This is a genomic window from Anabaena lutea FACHB-196 (genome assembly GCF_014698305.1).
Taxonomy (GTDB): domain Bacteria; phylum Cyanobacteriota; class Cyanobacteriia; order Cyanobacteriales; family Nostocaceae; genus Anabaena; species Anabaena lutea.
In genome coordinates this window covers 14,334-31,487 of record NZ_JACJST010000023.1, presented here as the reverse complement: position 1 = coordinate 31,487, position 17,154 = coordinate 14,334, and the positions used below count along the sequence as shown (strand labels likewise).

The 17,154-nt window shown below is 39.7% G+C and carries 21 protein-coding genes; 9 read left to right on the top strand and 12 right to left on the bottom strand.

Annotated features, from left to right (window positions below):
* Window positions 1-354: 354 nt before the first annotated feature.
* Complete coding sequence (locus H6G59_RS20980) at window positions 355-654, top strand: type II toxin-antitoxin system HigB family toxin (RefSeq protein WP_190717920.1); 300 nt, start codon at window positions 355-357, stop codon at window positions 652-654.
* The gene (locus H6G59_RS20975) at window positions 638-1,039 is read left to right on the top strand and encodes a helix-turn-helix domain-containing protein (RefSeq protein WP_190717917.1); all 402 of its coding nucleotides are present in this window, start codon (window positions 638-640) and stop codon (window positions 1,037-1,039) included. Before H6G59_RS20980 ends, H6G59_RS20975 begins: the two co-directional genes overlap by 17 nt.
* A gap of 457 nt (window positions 1,040-1,496) precedes the next feature.
* On the opposite strand, the gene miaA is transcribed toward H6G59_RS20975, so the two are convergent.
* The gene (gene miaA / locus H6G59_RS20970) at window positions 1,497-2,387 is read right to left on the bottom strand and encodes a tRNA (adenosine(37)-N6)-dimethylallyltransferase MiaA (protein ID WP_190717915.1); all 891 of its coding nucleotides are present in this window, start codon (window positions 2,385-2,387) and stop codon (window positions 1,497-1,499) included.
* 214 nt (window positions 2,388-2,601) lie between these two features.
* Between miaA and gyrB the strand changes: the two genes are divergently transcribed.
* Window positions 2,602-4,539, top strand: a complete 1,938-nt coding sequence (gene gyrB / locus H6G59_RS20965) for a DNA topoisomerase (ATP-hydrolyzing) subunit B (RefSeq protein WP_190717912.1) — start codon at window positions 2,602-2,604, stop codon at window positions 4,537-4,539.
* A gap of 135 nt (window positions 4,540-4,674) precedes the next feature.
* Here the strand turns inward: gyrB and H6G59_RS20960 are convergent, their stop codons facing one another.
* Genes H6G59_RS20960 through H6G59_RS20950 form a run of 3 tightly spaced genes read right to left on the bottom strand, consistent with a single transcriptional unit; the run spans window position 4,675 to window position 6,876 of the window.
* Window positions 4,675-5,856: a pyridoxal phosphate-dependent aminotransferase gene (locus tag H6G59_RS20960; RefSeq protein ID WP_190717909.1), complete on the bottom strand. Its 1,182-nt coding sequence runs from the start codon at window positions 5,854-5,856 to the stop codon at window positions 4,675-4,677.
* Window positions 5,857-5,896: 40 nt separating this feature from the next.
* Complete coding sequence (locus H6G59_RS20955; RefSeq protein WP_190717905.1) at window positions 5,897-6,214, bottom strand: carbon dioxide-concentrating mechanism protein CcmK; 318 nt, start codon at window positions 6,212-6,214, stop codon at window positions 5,897-5,899.
* A gap of 50 nt (window positions 6,215-6,264) precedes the next feature.
* Window positions 6,265-6,876, bottom strand: a complete 612-nt coding sequence (locus H6G59_RS20950; RefSeq protein ID WP_190718079.1) for a DUF3318 domain-containing protein — start codon at window positions 6,874-6,876, stop codon at window positions 6,265-6,267.
* 141 nt (window positions 6,877-7,017) lie between these two features.
* Between H6G59_RS20950 and H6G59_RS20945 the strand changes: the two genes are divergently transcribed.
* Genes H6G59_RS20945 through H6G59_RS20930 form a run of 4 tightly spaced genes read left to right on the top strand, consistent with a single transcriptional unit; the run spans window position 7,018 to window position 9,234 of the window.
* On the top strand, window positions 7,018-7,443 hold the full coding sequence (locus H6G59_RS20945) for a transposase (protein ID WP_190717903.1): 426 nt from the start codon (window positions 7,018-7,020) through the stop codon (window positions 7,441-7,443).
* Between the two features lie 57 nt (window positions 7,444-7,500).
* Window positions 7,501-7,653: a hypothetical protein gene (locus tag H6G59_RS20940; RefSeq protein ID WP_190717900.1), complete on the top strand. Its 153-nt coding sequence runs from the start codon at window positions 7,501-7,503 to the stop codon at window positions 7,651-7,653.
* Window positions 7,650-8,624 carry a tRNA epoxyqueuosine(34) reductase QueG gene (gene queG / locus H6G59_RS20935; RefSeq protein WP_190717898.1) on the top strand — a complete coding sequence of 325 codons (975 nt, stop codon included), beginning with the start codon at window positions 7,650-7,652 and terminating at the stop codon, window positions 8,622-8,624. Before H6G59_RS20940 ends, queG begins: the two co-directional genes overlap by 4 nt.
* On the top strand, window positions 8,599-9,234 hold the full coding sequence (locus tag H6G59_RS20930; RefSeq protein ID WP_190717895.1) for an HAD-IA family hydrolase: 636 nt from the start codon (window positions 8,599-8,601) through the stop codon (window positions 9,232-9,234). The genes queG and H6G59_RS20930 overlap by 26 nt, the downstream gene beginning before the upstream one ends.
* A gap of 258 nt (window positions 9,235-9,492) precedes the next feature.
* On the opposite strand, the gene H6G59_RS20925 is transcribed toward H6G59_RS20930, so the two are convergent.
* The 3 genes from H6G59_RS20925 to grxC form a co-directional block, all read right to left on the bottom strand.
* Window positions 9,493-10,260 carry a lysophospholipid acyltransferase family protein gene (locus tag H6G59_RS20925; RefSeq protein WP_190718075.1) on the bottom strand — a complete coding sequence of 256 codons (768 nt, stop codon included), beginning with the start codon at window positions 10,258-10,260 and terminating at the stop codon, window positions 9,493-9,495.
* 114 nt (window positions 10,261-10,374) lie between these two features.
* On the bottom strand, window positions 10,375-10,866 hold the full coding sequence (tadA, locus tag H6G59_RS20920) for a tRNA adenosine(34) deaminase TadA (RefSeq protein ID WP_206755629.1): 492 nt from the start codon (window positions 10,864-10,866) through the stop codon (window positions 10,375-10,377).
* A gap of 121 nt (window positions 10,867-10,987) precedes the next feature.
* The gene (gene grxC / locus H6G59_RS20915; RefSeq protein WP_190717892.1) at window positions 10,988-11,308 is read right to left on the bottom strand and encodes a glutaredoxin 3; all 321 of its coding nucleotides are present in this window, start codon (window positions 11,306-11,308) and stop codon (window positions 10,988-10,990) included.
* Between the two features lie 219 nt (window positions 11,309-11,527).
* Between grxC and glpX the strand changes: the two genes are divergently transcribed.
* Complete coding sequence (gene glpX / locus H6G59_RS20910) at window positions 11,528-12,565, top strand: class II fructose-bisphosphatase (RefSeq protein WP_190717890.1); 1,038 nt, start codon at window positions 11,528-11,530, stop codon at window positions 12,563-12,565.
* 150 nt (window positions 12,566-12,715) lie between these two features.
* Window positions 12,716-14,002: a glutamyl-tRNA reductase gene (locus tag H6G59_RS20905; protein ID WP_190717887.1), complete on the top strand. Its 1,287-nt coding sequence runs from the start codon at window positions 12,716-12,718 to the stop codon at window positions 14,000-14,002.
* 94 nt (window positions 14,003-14,096) lie between these two features.
* Here the strand turns inward: H6G59_RS20905 and H6G59_RS20900 are convergent, their stop codons facing one another.
* The 5 genes from H6G59_RS20900 to H6G59_RS20880 are packed head-to-tail and all read right to left on the bottom strand — an operon-like array spanning window position 14,097 to window position 17,148.
* A complete protein-coding gene (locus tag H6G59_RS20900) occupies window positions 14,097-14,321 on the bottom strand; it encodes a type II toxin-antitoxin system HicB family antitoxin (protein ID WP_016950201.1) in 225 nt (74 codons plus the stop codon).
* On the bottom strand, window positions 14,314-14,544 hold the full coding sequence (locus tag H6G59_RS20895) for a type II toxin-antitoxin system HicA family toxin (RefSeq protein ID WP_190717884.1): 231 nt from the start codon (window positions 14,542-14,544) through the stop codon (window positions 14,314-14,316). Before H6G59_RS20895 ends, H6G59_RS20900 begins: the two co-directional genes overlap by 8 nt.
* A 13-nt stretch (window positions 14,545-14,557) precedes the next feature.
* The gene (locus H6G59_RS20890; RefSeq protein ID WP_190717882.1) at window positions 14,558-15,331 is read right to left on the bottom strand and encodes an ABC transporter ATP-binding protein; all 774 of its coding nucleotides are present in this window, start codon (window positions 15,329-15,331) and stop codon (window positions 14,558-14,560) included.
* A gap of 37 nt (window positions 15,332-15,368) precedes the next feature.
* Window positions 15,369-15,965 (bottom strand): hypothetical protein, encoded by a 597-nt coding sequence (locus tag H6G59_RS20885; protein WP_190717879.1) that lies wholly within the window; start codon window positions 15,963-15,965, stop codon window positions 15,369-15,371.
* Between the two features lie 49 nt (window positions 15,966-16,014).
* The gene (locus tag H6G59_RS20880; RefSeq protein WP_190717876.1) at window positions 16,015-17,148 is read right to left on the bottom strand and encodes a branched-chain amino acid ABC transporter permease; all 1,134 of its coding nucleotides are present in this window, start codon (window positions 17,146-17,148) and stop codon (window positions 16,015-16,017) included.
* Window positions 17,149-17,154: the final 6 nt, after the last annotated feature.

Below are 17,154 nucleotides of genomic sequence, written 5' to 3'. Positions count from 1 at the left end.
TACTTTGTTATTCGCCATCTGAACCAGGCTCATCGCCAGTATGTTGATTCAAATGTACTGGTTTTTTTGCCAGCAGCTACTCCCCTTCTATTCGATACGAATTATACCTTGATGTCGGTTGGGTGTCAAGGTTTTTTGGAGAAACGTTCGCGTAGCGTGTCGAAGACATACCGCAGAGACGCGGAGGACGCAGAGGAAAGAGGGTTTTTGAGAGATTTTTCGTGAGTCGTGATTGACTGTTGACACTTTACTCTCGTTTTGAGAGAATGAATTTGATCATTATAAAAAGACCTGCCAGTCAATTTATGAATAACAGCAAATTTCAACCCAACATAAAATTCAAACCCAAAATATATGCACCTTATTTCAATTCGCACCCTCCGCGAAGATGCAGCTAATTATCCTAATATCAAAAAACAAATTGATAGTTGGTATGCAACTGTTAAAAAAGCTGAATGGCAAAATTTAGAGGATGTGCGTCAAAATTACCGAGATGCTGAAACTGTTGGTAATTTTACTGTTTTTAATATCAAAGGTAATGATTACCGTTTAATTGTAGGGATTAATTATGAAACTAAAAAGGTTTATTACAAATACTTGCTAACTCACGCGGAATACAATAAAGAGAAATGGAAAAATGACGATTACTTTTGACGATAAAACCTATAGCCAATTACTAGCAGAAATAGCTCCTCAAGTAATTGAAACAGAGGAAGAGTATGAACGTCTTTTAAAAGTTGCCGAATTTCTAACTTTTAAAAAAAATCTTACTCCAGAGGAGCGGAAATTAGATAAATTAGTTGTGAAACTAATTGAAGATTATGAGGAAGAAAATTATCCAATGGATGAATCTACACCTCATGAAATATTACAACATCTCATGGAATCTAGCGGAATTCGTCAAGCTGACTTAGTACGTATTCTTGGTTCTAGTAGCGGTGTGGTTTCGGAAATGGTTAATGGTAAACGTTCCATTAGTAAAGCACAAGCGAAAGCGTTGGGAGAATATTTTAAAGTTTCTCCTAGTTTGTTTATTTGAAGTTTGGTTTTTTAGGATGTTCAGGTTTTTTGTCAGAATCAGGATATCCAGGATTTAAGGATTTTCAGGATTTCTATTGATTATTCGAGAATACCAAGATATCATCTGTCTGAATCAGGATATCCAGGATTAAAGGATTTTCAGGATTTCTATTGATTGATTATTCAATCATCCCAAGATATTAAAGATTTACAATATTTTTATTGATGGATTATTTAAGAGGACTAATATATTAAGTAACATTTATTGTTGACAATCCTGATTAAAACAAAAAGCACATCCTGTAAATCCTTAAATCCTGGATATCCTGATTAAGATAAAAAGAATATCTTGCAAATCCCTAAATCCTCTAAATCCTCATATCAAACAATAACATCCTGTGAAGCCTTAAATCCTGGATATCCTGATTCAGACAAAAAGAATATCTTGCAAATCCCTAAATCCTAGATATCCTAATTCAGACAAACTCATTTATTCTTTCCCAAACTTTCTCTAATAAATCAGGATTATCCATATCAATATATTCCATATTAGGAGCTTGTCTAAACCAAGTGCGTTGTCGTTTTGCGAATTGTCTTGTATGTAAAACAATTAATTCTTTAGCTTCATCTAAAGTAATTTCTCCAGCTAAATATTGCTTGATTTCTTGATATCCTAAAGTATTCAATAAAGATAAATCAGTGCCATATTTTTGAGATAAATATTCCACTTCAGTAACTAAACCATCTGCGAGCATTTGCTCAGTGCGTCTACGAATTCTTAAATCTAACTTTTCTGGATCACAATCTAAACAAATTTGCAAAATCGGATATTTGGGTGGATTCTCACCTTGTTGTTCAGAAATCGGGCATCCAGTAACATAATATACTTCTAAAGCTCTTAGAGTCCGCACCAAATCGTTAGGGTGAATTTTTTGGGTTGCAACTGGATCAACTTGTTGTAACATCGGGTAAAGTTGATGTTGACCAAGAGATTCTAATTGCGATCGCAATTCTGGTTGAGGTGAAACTCTCGGAATCTTCATTCCTTGCACAATAGAACGTATATATAAACCAGTTCCACCAACCAACAAAACTGGAGAAACTCCAAGATTAGCAATTGCAGCTTGTGCTTGTTCCTGATAATCTGCTACTGTCATTGTTTCAGTTGGCTCACATATATCTATTAGATAATGTGGTACTAATTTCTGTTCTTCTACCGTTGGTTTAGCTGTGCCAATGTCAAACTCACGGTATACTTGACGAGAGTCAGCACTCAAAATTACAGAACCCAACCTTTTAGCTAAACTCAAAGCCAAACCCGACTTCCCCGTAGCCGTCGCTCCACAAATCACAATTAATTTAGTCATTAGTCGCTTCGCTCCAATTAAAAATTCAAAATTAAAAATTCAAAATGAAGAATCCACTTTTTAATTTTTAATTGATAAAGGGTTGCTATCCTTATATAAACTTCTCATTAAATTGCCCTACAGACGGCAGCAAGGCTTTTGTGTTATAATTTTGGGGTGATTTGACTTTTTCTGCCTTTTGGCAAGTTCAACCCCAAGCATCAGGAGAATTTTCATGACGAGCAGTTACAGTGCCGATCAGATTCAAGTTCTGGAAGGTCTGGAAGCCGTCCGCAAACGACCAGGGATGTACATCGGTACTACAGGTCCGCGAGGACTCCATCATTTAGTTTACGAGGTGGTGGACAACTCTGTTGATGAAGCTTTAGCGGGTCATTGCACCCATGTTGAGGTGGATATCAATGCTGATGGTTCCGTAACCGTAACAGATGATGGTCGGGGTATCCCTGTCGATCTTCACCCAAAAACGGGGAAATCGGCTTTAGAAACAGTGTTAACCGTACTTCACGCCGGGGGTAAGTTTGGCGGTGGTGGCTACAAAGTCTCTGGGGGTTTACACGGAGTTGGGATTTCGGTAGTTAATGCCCTGTCTGAGTTTGTGGAAGTTACAGTTTGGCGAGACAAAAAGGTTCATACTCAGCGATATGAACGGAGTTTCCCTGTTACTGAATTGGTAGCAAAGCCTTATAAAGAAGCTAGAACCGGAACTTCTATCACTTTTAAGCCAGATACGGAAATTTTTACCACCAGTATTGAATTCGATTACATCACTTTATCAGGTCGCTTGCGAGAATTGGCGTATCTGAATGCAGGTGTCAGAATTATTTTCACTGATCATCGTTTGGAACTCCTCAAAAGTGAAACACCGAGGATAGAAACTTACGAATATAAAGGCGGTATCAAAGAGTATATCGCTTACATGAACCGGGATAAGCAGCCCCTACATGAAGAAATTATCTATGTCCAAGGGGAACGTAACAATGTTCAGGTAGAAGTTTCGTTACAGTGGTGTACTGATGCTTATACTGATAATGTCCTCGGTTTTGCTAATAATATTCGCACCATTGATGGTGGTACGCACTTAGAAGGTTTAAAAGCAGTTCTAACTCGGACATTAAATGCGATCGCTCGCAAACGGAATAAAATTAAAGAAGGTGAACCAAACCTCAGTGGTGAACACGTCCGCGAAGGTTTAACCGCAGTCATTTCTGTTAAAGTTCCAGATCCTGAATTTGAAGGACAAACCAAAACGAAACTTGGTAATACAGAAGTTCGCGGTATCGTCGATTCTTTTGTGGGAGAAGTCCTGACTGAATATCTAGAATTTCACCCCAGTGTCGCTGATGCTATTTTAGATAAGGCTATTCAAGCCTTTAAAGCCGCTGAAGCCGCCCGTCATGCGCGGGAATTGGTACGACGGAAATCGGTTTTGGAATCTTCGCCCTTACCAGGTAAATTAGCAGATTGTAGTTCCCGTGATCCTGCTGAATCTGAAATATACATAGTTGAAGGCGATTCAGCGGGTGGAAGCGCAAAGCAAGGACGCGATCGCCGTACCCAAGCAATTCTCCCTCTGCGTGGTAAAATCCTGAATATCGAAAAAACCGACGATGCAAAAATCTATAAAAATAACGAAATTCAAGCGTTAATTACTGCACTCGGTTTAGGTGTCAAAGGTGAAGAATTCAACCCCGCCCAATTACGATATCATCATATAGTATTAATGACTGATGCTGACGTAGATGGGGCGCACATCCGCACGTTGTTGTTAACTTTCTTCTACCGATATCAACGGGCGCTGATTGAACAAGGTTTCATCTATATTGCTTGTCCTCCACTGTACAAAGTAGAACGGGGAAAAAATTACCAGTATTGTTATAGCGAAAGGGAATTGCAACAGCACCTAAGTACTCTTCCCAGTAATGCTAACTATACCATTCAGCGTTTTAAAGGGTTGGGAGAAATGATGCCAGAACAACTCTGGACAACTACCATGAACCCAGAAACCCGTACCCTCAAACGAGTGGAAATTGAAGACGCAGCCGAAGCTGATCGTATCTTTACCATCTTAATGGGCGATCGCGTCGCACCTCGAAGGGAATTTATTGAAACCTATGGTTCTAAGCTGAATATGATAGATTTAGATATCTAACATCAACTTCTGTATCTTAAAAATTAGCAATAGGTAAGGGGTGATCCTCTTTCCTCTGCGTTCTCTGCGCCTCTGCGGTTCGATAAATTACCTCTCAACCACAAAGGCACAGAGTAAAAAACAGGATTTTTCAAATCACCGTGAAAGGGATGACGATAAGATTATTTTGAGACCGCTGACTAATCTTTCTATCCCTGCTTTTGCGGTGTCTTGTTGCAAAGCACCATAAGCAATTCGTAAATAACAACCATCTTCCATCCCAAATGTTGTCCCAGGGATAACAGCTACTTGATGTTCTTGAATCAGTTGTTTCACTAATTCAAAAGCATTTATTTGGGTATGCACTTTTAAGAAAAAATAAAATGCGCCATTTGCTGGTGTAACAGTGCATAATCCTTGCAGTTGCTTGAGTTCATTCCCAACGACTTGCCGAACTTGTGCGATCGCTTTAATATTATCTCTTAAATAGCCTTCTTTTGCCTGTAACGCCCCTACCGCAGCATATTGGGAAACCACAGGAGGACAAATCAAAATCGTATCTTGCACTTTTTTAACAGCATTTAGCAGGTGTTGGGGAATCACCATATAGCCAATACGCCAACTTGCAAAACCATAAGCTTTAGAAAGGCTATAAAGGGAAATTGTATATTCACTACTTCCCGGAAATGCACCAGGAGAAATGTGCTTCACTCCATCATACGTGAAATATTCATAAGCCTCATCACTAATGTGGTAAATACCCTTTTCTCTACAAATTTCATTAACTTGATGTAATGCTGTTTCTGAATAAACTACACCAGTGGGATTATTAGGAGAAATAGTCACTATAGCGCGGGTTTTGGTTGTAATTGCTTGGGCTATAGCTTCAGGACGTAATTGATAATTTTCATCTGTTCCCACTAATATAGGACAACAACCCGCCATTTTAATCGCCATTTCATGATTAAAATAGTATGGCGTATTTAATATAATTTCGTCACCAGGGCAAGTAATCGCTAAAATAGCATTCATAAACCCCATATTGCTGCCCGCTGTGACAACAATACAATTTTCGTTGTTAATATTAATGCCGTTAAATATTGATAATTTTGTAGTTAATTCGCTTAATAATTGGGGAATTCCTACAACTGCTTTGTAAACATGATTATTGGCTTCAGCCAGAAATTTTGGTAAAATTTCTATTGCTTCTGGTGGTGGGCTATAGTGAACTACACCTTGTCCGAGAGAAATTGTACCAGGAGAGTTTTTAATTAATTCCCCAACAACGGGAATAATCGGCGATTGTACCGCATTCATTCGAGATAATTCGTAATTCATAAAATCATCTGATTTATTTTAATTTTTCAGGTTAAAAGTTTTAACTACTCAATGGTGGAGGAAAACGAATATCAGTAATTTGATGAATTGGTAAAACAGATTCTAAATTTTCATGGGGACGAGGAATAATATGATGGGAAAGTATCTCGCCACCATTAACTTTTAAAACTGATTCTAGTCCCTGATTTACCGCCATATTCACTTCGCCCACATCACCACGAATCAATATTGTAATTCTTCCTAAATCCGTGTTTTCATAACCAACAAAAGTGATACGGGCTGCTTTACACATTGCGTCTGCCGCTTCCACTGCTGCGGGAACGCCGTATACTTCTATCATGCCCAGTGCTAATGTCAATGTTGTTTCGCTCCAATTCTAAATTCAGAATTCTCAAAAATCTTCAGTAATCACCTATTACCTATCTCCCGTTCAGGTATACCGACTGGTGACAAAAGTGCTATTGATTTCAAGTTTTGACATCGAATTAATTCGCTAAAATCTAACCCAGTACGCCCTTCAATTTTGGCTACTGTCTCAATGGCTGTTAACAAATGCTGTGCTGCTTCCGTTTCTGAGTAACCCCGGCGTTGGGCGACACGAATGGCGGCTACATCAGCGTTTAACTGTGACTCTTGTGATTGATTACTGCGCCAAATGCGAACAGCAGCTACAGCACTTAATCCCCCAGCTATCACCACACCCACCAAATCAGATTGGGTGGCTTCCACTATTCCACCTAACAACCCTGCTAACACCACACCTTGATAAATATCTGGTTGTAGCCACTTTACTCCTGTCAACCAACTAACCTGATGCAACAGCAGTAAATCTCGTTGCGGTTTCGTCAAGCGTCTCCATAAATCGAAATTAATATATATCGGTCTTTCTTGATTCCAGGGTAAGGGAAAATTAGCATCTATGACCTTTTTTTGCTCTGGTTTATTGACTATTTTCGTCATCATCCGCCCAGAAGCAGGCATTACATCTAACAAACGGCGAATTTCAATATTTGGCTCGATCATGTTAATTATTAGGCATAATCTCTAAAAAATTTTAAGTCTCATAGGGTGGGCAATGCCAGCCCTTTCAACGCGAACAAATGAACTACTTAATGAATATCTGAAACTCAGTCCCGGTATAGAATCTGAGGTACGATTTCGATGCATATTCAAAAAATGGGTGGAGAACAGCCAAATCCACTACCTAGATATCAAATCAGAATTGTCGATGGAACTTGTTTGGGTGGCACAGAGCATAGATTAGATGCAATTCGTTTATTTGCAGCCAATTCTTTACTGGGTAAAGCGATAGTCGTCTTAGACCCAGTATCGAAACTAGTAATAGATATAATTCTTTGCCAAGATGGTCATGCCCAGGAGCGTAGTTTATTTAATGATATTCTGTCTGGTGTACAATCAAATGATGTTTGGATTAAAGACCGGAATTTCTGCACAGCCAAATTTCTATGGACGATTGCGAACCAAAAAGCTTTCTTTACGATTCGTCAACATGGGTCTTTAGGTTATAAACAAGTGAGTGAATTAAAGGCTGTGGGTCAAACCGACACAGGAAGTATTTTTGAGTAGGAAGTCGAAATCTGTTATGAGGGCGATATTCTCAAATGCCGACGAGTGCTACTGAAGTTGTTTAAACCAACACGGGACAAGGAATGGGAAATCGCCATTTTGACAAATTTACCTCCTAGTAATGCTCAAGCTGCAAAAATTACCGAATTGTATCGTCATCGTTGGAGTCTAGAAACCCTTTTTCAAACAGTAACTGAATCAGAAAAATGAATTATTGTGCCTCAACCAGCAGCAGTGTGGTGAAAGAAAAAGCCAGGGAGTTAGGTTTTCATCAAGTTGGTATTGCATCTGTAGATGGGGTAGATGCGACAGAAGTACAAAGGCTGCAAGCTTGGATGGAACTTGGTTATCATAGCGATATGAAATGGATGGCTAACCCCAAGCGCCAAGATATTCGTTTAGTCATGCCAGAAGTGCGATCGCTTGTCTGTGTAGCGCTAAATTATTACACACCCGATCAACGACCAGAAGGTGAAGAATACGCGAAGATTTCTCGTTATGGCTGGGGACGTGATTATCATAAGGTCTTGCACAAGAAACTCAAGCAATTAGCTACCTGGTTAGAATCATTGGATGAAGGTGTAAAAGCTAGATATTACGCAGATACAGGCCCAGTACAAGATAAAGTTTGGGCGCAAAAAGCAGGGATTGGTTGGATTGCTAAAAATGGTAATGTAATTACGCGAGAGTATGGTTCGTGGGTATTTTTGGGAGAAGTATTGACTAATATAGAACTAGAGAGCGATCGCCCAGCGACACAACATTGTGGAACTTGTACCCGTTGTCTACAGGCTTGTCCTACTGGTGCAATTACCGAACCATTTGTAGTGGATGCCAATCGTTGTATCGCTTATCATACCATTGAAAACCGGGCAGAAACATTGCCAGAAACCCTTACACCTCATTTACAGGGATGGGTTGCAGGTTGCGATATCTGCCAAGATGTATGTCCTTGGAATCAGCGTTTTGCTAAGGTTAGTGATGTCACAGATTTTCGCCCTTATGCTGGGAATTTAGCACCCAAGCTGGTAGAATTAGCGCAAATCTCAGATCAGGAGTGGGATAGACAATTTACAGCATCAGCCTTACGACGGATTAAACCTGAAATGTTACGACGGAATGCTCGTGCTAATCTTGATGCATCTAGGCTAAAGAATGACCCAGAAAGTAATAATATTTGATTTTGACGGCACAATTGCTGATACTGTAGATGCCCTTGTAACTCTTGCTAATCGTTTAGCTTTAGAGTTTGGTTATGTACAAATCACTCCCAATGAACTTGCTCTTTTGAGGAATTTAACCTCTAGAGAAATTATTAAATATTCAGGTATTTCTCTGTTTAGAATACCCTTTTTAGTTAAAAAAGTAAAATCCGAATTAAAGGACAAAATCAAAGATTTCCAGCCTATACCTGGAATGAAAGAAGTATTAACAGAACTAAAAAATCAAGATTTTCGGTTGGGAATTATTACTTCTAACTCTCAAGAAAATGTTACCGAATTTCTTAATTGTCATGATTTAGGTTATCTTTTTGAGTTTATCCATTCGGGAGTAACAATTTTTGGGAAAACCACAATTATTAATAATGTATTAAGGCAGAGGCAAATTAAATCACAATCGGTGATTTATGTAGGAGATGAAACCAGAGATATCGAAGCTTCAAAAAAAGCTAATATTAAGGTGATTGCTGTAACTTGGGGGTTTAATTCAGCAGAAGCATTATTGAAGCAAAAGCCAGACTTTTTAATTGATCATCCCAGTGAATTATTACAGATAATCAAAAATTGTTAAATAATTCGTAATTCCTAATTCCTAATTCCTAATTCGTAATAATGCCTCCGGCAGGCTACCGCCAACGTAATTCGTGATTAAGTTTATTTTCAGTAAGCCCTACTTACAGCAGGTTGCGTAGTTAGGAGGTACAAAATCTAAGTTGAAACCTATACACATTCGCCAGTTTTACTCCTGAACCGGAGGTCTGCGAAGCGTCTCCTGAACCGGAGGTCTGCGAAGCGTCTCCTGACTCCTGACTCCTGAATTCTGCTGTAATTAAGAATTGGTAATTTCAACAAAGCTGCTACAGGAGATTTCTGATTGTGGATGGCTTAATTGTTGCAATTTATTTGTTAAATCTGCCGTGAGACGTTTAGCACCTTTTTTTAAACTCCCATTCATATAATCTGTAACTTGAATGGGTTCGCCAATATGCAAGTTCACATCTGTTCCCCAATTAGGATAAGGTTGACTGTAATTGATGCCAACGGGTATTATTTTTACTCCTAAGCCTGGATGACTAGATTCAGCACTTAAAGCCAAACGCGCAGTTCCCGACTTTAAAGGTTGAACATTGTGATCACGATAAATTCCGCCTTCAGGAAAAATAACTAACATTTCTCCCTCTGTCATTAACTCTACTGCATGACGCAGAGTTGCGATCGCCGGACGTTGAATATCAACTGGGAAACCTCCCATTCGTAGGACAAACCATCCTTGTATTCCCTGACACTCTGTACTAGTTGTCATAAATCGCATATCTCTACCAGTGACACAACGACCTGTCGCGTAAGGTAACAATAACGAATCCCAGCGAGAACGATGGGTAGGTGCAAGAATTATCGGCCCGTGTTTGGGGATATTTTCCTGTCCGGTGATGTTAATTTGACCGAAGAACAAGGGTAAAACGACGTTACGTCCCAAACAATACGCAAGAGGAGTTAACCAAGGAGAAACCCGTGAAGTACTAGAAACCACCTGATGGTTTACAGGTGTATTTGTTAATTGAGATTGGGAGGTATGAGAATCAGAGTAAATTTCCATCATAACGGTGGCTGCTAGTTAGCGGGTAGAATGTGACGCAAACTGGATTATGTCCACCGTATATTTTCTTGAGTAACTTGTGTCTTGCGATCTGGACAGTTTAACCTTTGTCTGTTAATTTTTCGGTCGCCGTTTACTTGCAAACCAAGTCTGCAATTGCAGCCGACAGGCTGATTCTAAAATACCTCCAACTACTTGCAGACGGTGATTAGAAGCAGGGCTATCAGGGATGTTGATAACAGTACGAATTGCGCCAGTTTTGGTATCGTCTACTCCATAGACAATAGTTGCCAAACGTGCATGAGCGATCGCACCGGCACACATTGGGCAAGGTTCGAGAGTGACGTAAAGAGTACATTGATGCAAACGCCAACTTTGCAAGTTTTTTGCAGCAGCCCTAATCGCGATAATTTCTGCGTGGGCGGTAGGGTCTTTGTCTCGTTCTTTACGATTTTCCCCTTCGGCGATTAATTTGCCATCTGGGTCAATAATCACCGCACCTACAGGAATTTCACCCGCTTCACCTGCTATTTGTGCTAATTCTAGGGCGTGATTCATCCATTGACGATGTTTTAGATATTCTCGTGGTAATTGGTCATTGGTCATTGGTCATTGGTCATTGGTCATTGGTCATTGGTCATTGGTCATTGGTCATTGGTGATTGGTGATTGGTGATTGGTGATTGGTCATTGGTCATTGGTAAATTGTTCTTCCCCTGCTCCCCCTGTCACCTGTCACCTGTCACCTGAACTAACAAAGGATCAAGTTGACCTTTTGTATCCATTGCATACAGGTCATCACAACCGCCAATATGTTGGTTATTAATAAAGATCTGGGGGACGCTGCGGCGACCGTTGGCGCGTTCTGCCATGTTTGCTCTAGCTGCTTCGTCACCGTCAATTTTGTATTCGGTGAATTTAACACCTTTCCACCACAACAGCAGTTTGGCGCGAATGCAGTAAGGGCAGGTTTGCCAAGTGTAAATTTCTACGTTGGCTTGAACGCGCTCTGGGTAGCGATTTAATAAAGAGTTGAGAAAGTTGGACATATTGCTAATTGGTAGATTTTAATTCAATGAAATACAGCTGACTTCAAAACCTCACCAATACAACAGTATCAATAAAATATCTAACTGTGTCTTGGTCGCAAAACTTAACACAGGCTTTCCGCAAGACTTTTTTCCATCTGTATCCGCACTTTGGTAGACTTGAAAACTGAAATAGCCAATAAAAAGACGCTAAAACAAGCAATTGAAAGGGTAGACACTGTGGAAAATACACTTGGGCTAGAGATTATTGAAGTAGTAGAGCAAGCAGCGATCGCTTCCTCGAAGTGGATGGGTAAGGGCGAAAAGAACATTGCTGACCAAGTAGCAGTGGAAGCTATGCGCGAACGGATGAACAAAATCCATATGCGTGGTCGCATCGTCATCGGTGAAGGCGAACGCGACGAAGCTCCTATGCTCTACATCGGTGAAGAAGTTGGTATCTGTACCCAACCAGATGCCAAAAATTTCTGTAACCCAGATGAACTTGTAGAAATTGACATCGCTGTTGACCCTTGCGAAGGTACTAACCTGGTTGCTTACGGTCAAAATGGCTCTATGGCGGTTTTGGCAATTTCCGAAAAAGGCGGTTTATTTGCTGCTCCTGACTTCTACATGAAGAAGCTTGCCGCACCAGCAGCCGCTAGAGGTCATGTTGATATCAACAAATCTGCTACAGAAAACCTGAAAATCCTTTCTGAGTGCTTAAACCGTGCTGTTGAAGAATTGGTGGTAGTAGTGATGGATCGTCCCCGTCACAAAGAACTAATTCAAGAAATCCGCACCGCTGGAGCAAGAGTTAGACTCATCAGTGATGGTGACGTTTCTGCCGCTATCTGTTGCGCTTTTGCTGGAACTAATATTCATGCCTTAATGGGTATCGGTGCTGCACCCGAAGGTGTAATTTCTGCTGCTGCTTTACGTTGCTTGGGTGGACACTTCCAAGGACAATTGATTTATGATCCAGCTGTAGTCCAAACAGGTTTGATTGGTGAAAGCAGAGAAGGTAATCTTGCCCGTTTAAACGAAATGGGTATTACTGATGGAGACAAGGTTTATAACGCTGACGAATTAGCTTCTGGTGAAACAGTGCTATTTGCTGGTTGTGGTATTACTCCTGGAACTCTCATGGATGGCGTGCGCTTCTTCCACGGTGGTGCTAGAACCCAAAGCTTGGTTATTTCTAGCCAATCTAAAACTGCTCGGTTTGTAGATACAGTTCACTTGTGGGATGAACCCAAAACTATCCAACTGCGTTAGAAACTGATGATTGGGGAAAAGGTGATTCAATTTTGGATTTTGGATTTTGGATTTTGGATTTTGTTAACTCCAATCTAAAATCTAAAATCTAAAATTTTTCTTCCCAGTCCCCAGTCCCCAATACCCATTACCAATTACCAATTTTAAAAAATGAATATTGCAGTGGTGGGGTTAAGCCATAAAACAGCCCCTGTAGAAGTTAGAGAAAAGCTGAGTATTCCCGAACCTCAAACCGAAAGTGCGATCGCTCATCTTCTCAGTTATCCTCATATTGATGAAGTCGCCATCCTCAGCACCTGTAACCGTCTGGAAATTTACATTGTTAGCAATGAAATTACTCAGGGTCTTCAGGAAGTTACTCAGTTTTTGTCGGAATATAGTAAATTGCCAGTTGTGTCTCTGCGACAGCACCTGTTTATGTTGCTGCATAATGACGCAGTAACTCACATGATGCGGGTTGCCGCTGGGTTAGATAGTCTTGTTCTTGGTGAAGGCCAAATTCTGGCTCAGGTGAAAAATACTCACAAACTGGGACAGCAATACAACGGTATAAAAACAATTTTGAATCGCTTATTTAAACAAGCTTTGACAGCAGGTAAGCGGGTTCGTACTGAAACCAGCATCGGTACTGGCGCAGTTTCCATTAGTTCGGCGGCTGTGGAATTAGCGCAGATGAAAGTAGAAAATTTATCTACTTACCGTGTGGCTATTCTTGGTGCTGGGAAAATGTCTCGGTTATTAGTACAACACCTAATTTCTAAAGGTGCAACCCAAATAAGTATTGTTAATCGTTCCCGTCAACGTGCGGAGGAATTAACCAAGCTTTTCCCCGAACAATCAATTCAAATCCATCTGCTACCAGATATGATCACTGTGGTAGCTGCCAGTGATATTGTATTTACAAGCACTTCATCAACTGAGCCAATTCTAGATCGTGCTAAGTTAGAAATGGTTTTAGAACCTAGTCAACGGTTGATGCTATTTGATATTTCTGTACCACGTAACGTTGATGCAGATGTGAATGACTTAGCAAATGTACAAGCATTTAATGTGGACGATTTGAAGGCAGTTGTTGCCCAAAATTACGAAAGCCGCCGGAAAATGGCACAGGAAGCCGAAAAAATTCTAGATGAAGAAGTTGAAGCTTTTGATGTCTGGTGGCGTAGTTTGGAAACTGTATCGACGATTAGTTCTTTACGGAATAAAATCGAAACTATCCGTGAACAAGAACTAGAAAAGGCTTTGTCCCGCTTGGGTTCAGAATTTGGTGAGAAGCATCAAGAAGTGATTGAGGCTTTAACCAGAGGAATTGTTAATAAAATATTACATGACCCAATGGTACAATTACGGTCGCAACAGGATGTGGAAGCTAGACGAAATTGTATGCAAACTCTGCAAATGTTATTTAACTTAGACGCAGGGGAGCAATTTAGCTGAAATCTCCAGCCAGCAGGAGGCAGGTGAGAAAGGGGAGGCAGGGGGGGAGAATTACCTTACTCTCAGTCTCCATATCCCCATATCCCTGTCTCTATTAAGCCGCTTTTAATGACTTTCCTAAAATTTGCGGTTCTGGTAAAGGTTGTCCATCTTCTAAATAAGATGAAATCAGCATTTCTAACACTTCCTGAGCATTTTTTAAAGCCTCCTCATAAGTGTCTCCATGAGTATGACAAAACTCTCCCCATTCAGGAAGACTTACTACAAAACATTTATCTTCTTCTGACCATTGAATAATTATTGTGTAATGATTATTCATTGTCTTCTTCCTTTTGTGCTTTTTTGACTTCTGCTATTTTTTTGATTGCGTTATTAACGTCTTTTTCTTGATATTCTTTAGCATCATTTCCATCTTTACCCGATATGGTAACTCTTCCAGATAACAAGGGATGATACCAGTTAGTATGACTACCTTTTCCAGTACGACAAGTAAACCCTGATTGAAGTAATAAACTTTTCAGTTCTCTAATTTTCTTGGGCATATTTAATATAACTTTATTGTCCCAAATAAGCTTCTAAAACCTTGGCATCTTTTTGAATTTCTGCGGGAGTACCGACAGCTAAATTTTGCCCTTCTGCTAATACCCAAACGCGATCGCACAATGACATAATTACATCCATATTATGCTCAATAATTAAAAATGTTAAACCGTCTTCGCGGTTCCACTTGAGAATGCGATCGCATATATCATCAATTAATCGTGGATTTACCCCCGCTGCTGGTTCATCTAACAAAATTAACTTGGGATTAGTCATCAAAGCCCTTCCCATTTCCAGCAGTTTGCGTTGTCCCCCAGACAAACAACCAGCGTAATCATGGGCTTTTTTTTCTAACCCCACAGATTCTAATAAAAACATTGCTCGTTCCTTTAGCTGCCTTTCTTCTTGAACGACAGCTTGGGGTTGGAATTGTGCTTGCCAAAAATTTTCACCGATTTGTTTTTGCGCTGCTAACAGCATATTTTCTAATACCGATAACCGCGAAAGAGTCCGCGCTACTTGAAAGGTACGAATTAATCCTTGCTGGGCGATTTTGTATGGTTGCAAATTGTGAATAGGTTCACCATCAAAAATCACTCTTCCCTGATCAGGATGGATAAAATTGGAGAGTAAATTAAATAACGTAGTTTTACCAGCACCATTGGGGCCAATTAATCCAGTAATGCGTCCTTTCTCAACTTCAATATTCGCATCTTTAACGGCTTGGATACCACCAAAACTTTTACAAAGTCCAGTAGCTGCTAATAGGGGAAGTTGGTTATTTACCATAATAAATTTAAGTTTTTTCTATTTTTTAAGTTTTTTCTTAACCAATGAATTTGCATAAGATACCTAATATTTTATTGATATCTTTAATATAATATTCACTGAAATCAATATAAATCGATTGTTCTTGTAGCTTCAAAAATTTCCACATATTGCCTGTAGTGACAATACCATAAATCGAATCTATAGAATTTCCTTCCTTTTGATTAAATAATTGTGCTGCTATCATCTCGGCAACACACTGCCCTAATCCCAATTTTATATTTTCATTTTTTGCTTCAACTATTGTGATCACCGGTGTAGTGATAAAGAGTTGTTCTGAGGATTTACTAATTAAAAAATCACAAATACCATTCAACCCTTGTTCTGGTTCTACATTAAAATCAACACCTGAGAATAAACTAATTTTTTCTGAGAATTTATTTTTTATTTCAATTAAAACAGGAGCAATTATCATTTCAGAGCGAGCTTTTTCAGTGTTAATTGCTAATGCCAAAGGAACCGTGGTTTTTAGTACCGCAGCTAAAACTTCACTACATTCTATTTCTGGTGCATCAGCAAATAAATCAGTTTTTTCATTAATGGTTAAACTGAATTTCTTAACTATTTCCTGCAATTTGAAATCGCTATAAGCCATTAAGTTAACCTCTGAAAAAATTATTTGTTCACTGGTTGTCTATTACCAATTATTTACCAAGAGTGAGTTCTTCCTTTTTCCCTAATATACCTTGAGGTCGCCAAATCATCAGTACCATCAGAATTAGACCGATAAACATAACGCGAAAAGCACCAATACGTTCTACATCTAAGGGGACGATTTTTGGTAAAAATTCCCTTGTCAGGGCATCATAAGCAAAGTATATGACTGCACCTAAGATTGTACCGACATTGTTGCCAGAACCGCCTAAAATCACCATAATCCAAGCATCAAAGGTGAGTTGGGGTTGAAAGTTATCAGGGTAAATGGCGCTGAGTTGCCAAGAGAAGAAAGCACCTGCGATACCTGCGATCGCACCGCCTAACATTAATGATTGTAGTTTATACCAAAAGACATTTTTCCCCAGTGCTTTGGGAATTTCTTCATCTTCGCGGATAGCTTTAAGAATTCTACCCCAAGGCGATCGCACTAAAATTTCTAACCGCCAAAATACAAAGGCCAATACCAACAACGCTAACAGCATCAAGCCGGCTTTAGGGTTGTAGTTATAAAGTCCAGTCACACCAGAAACATAAATTGCTAATATCAACAATCCCAGGATTATACCCACTCCTAAGCGGGATAAAAATTCTTGTTTGCTACTGTTGGTTTTAGCTACATCCTTACTTAAGGATATTTTCGCTGATTTTACCCAGCGTCCTAAATAAAAAACAGTGACAATTGCTAACAGGGTAAGTACCCCAATCATTAGCAGTCGCAAAAATAAACTGGGAGTTGCGTTCAATGGGATGGCATAACTTTGGATACCAAACGTTCCAGCTACCCAAGTATCTCCCACAGGTAACTCCTGATTATTCACAACCAAGCGGATCACTTCCCCTGTCCCAATTGTGACAATTGATAAATAATCTTCCCGTAAGCGCAAAGTTGCAAAACCAATTACTAAACCCAACAAAGCCGCAACAATTGCCCCTGCGATCGCTGAAAATAATAAGGGTACACCTTTTAAACTTAACAAGACAGCGGTGTATGCGCCCAAAGTCATAAAAGCAATATGACCGAAGTTAATTAACCCTGTAAAGCCCCATTGCAAATTCAGTCCTAGTGCGAACAGGGCAAAAGTTGCCGTAGAAATAGCCAGAAAAATCAGATATTCAATCATAATTAG

Coding starts and splice junctions, on each gene's coding strand:
- H6G59_RS20980 (WP_190717920.1), top strand. CDS start 355: ATGCACCTTATTTCAATTCGCACCCTCCGCGAAGATGCAGCTAATTAT.
- H6G59_RS20945 (WP_190717903.1), top strand. CDS start 7,018: ATGCATATTCAAAAAATGGGTGGAGAACAGCCAAATCCACTACCTAGA.
- H6G59_RS20925 (WP_190718075.1), bottom strand. CDS start 10,260: ATGGAAATTTACTCTGATTCTCATACCTCCCAATCTCAATTAACAAAT.
- H6G59_RS20975 (WP_190717917.1), top strand. CDS start 638: ATGACGATTACTTTTGACGATAAAACCTATAGCCAATTACTAGCAGAA.
- H6G59_RS20890 (WP_190717882.1), bottom strand. CDS start 15,331: ATGGTAAATAACCAACTTCCCCTATTAGCAGCTACTGGACTTTGTAAA.
- queG (WP_190717898.1), top strand. CDS start 7,650: ATGAATTATTGTGCCTCAACCAGCAGCAGTGTGGTGAAAGAAAAAGCC.
- H6G59_RS20930 (WP_190717895.1), top strand. CDS start 8,599: ATGACCCAGAAAGTAATAATATTTGATTTTGACGGCACAATTGCTGAT.
- H6G59_RS20960 (WP_190717909.1), bottom strand. CDS start 5,856: ATGAATTACGAATTATCTCGAATGAATGCGGTACAATCGCCGATTATT.
- H6G59_RS20905 (WP_190717887.1), top strand. CDS start 12,716: ATGAATATTGCAGTGGTGGGGTTAAGCCATAAAACAGCCCCTGTAGAA.
- H6G59_RS20900 (WP_016950201.1), bottom strand. CDS start 14,321: ATGAATAATCATTACACAATAATTATTCAATGGTCAGAAGAAGATAAA.
- miaA (WP_190717915.1), bottom strand. CDS start 2,387: ATGACTAAATTAATTGTGATTTGTGGAGCGACGGCTACGGGGAAGTCG.
- H6G59_RS20885 (WP_190717879.1), bottom strand. CDS start 15,965: ATGGCTTATAGCGATTTCAAATTGCAGGAAATAGTTAAGAAATTCAGT.
- grxC (WP_190717892.1), bottom strand. CDS start 11,308: ATGTCCAACTTTCTCAACTCTTTATTAAATCGCTACCCAGAGCGCGTT.
- tadA (WP_206755629.1), bottom strand. CDS start 10,866: ATGACCAATGACCAATTACCACGAGAATATCTAAAACATCGTCAATGG.
- H6G59_RS20895 (WP_190717884.1), bottom strand. CDS start 14,544: ATGCCCAAGAAAATTAGAGAACTGAAAAGTTTATTACTTCAATCAGGG.
- gyrB (WP_190717912.1), top strand. CDS start 2,602: ATGACGAGCAGTTACAGTGCCGATCAGATTCAAGTTCTGGAAGGTCTG.
- H6G59_RS20880 (WP_190717876.1), bottom strand. CDS start 17,148: ATGATTGAATATCTGATTTTTCTGGCTATTTCTACGGCAACTTTTGCC.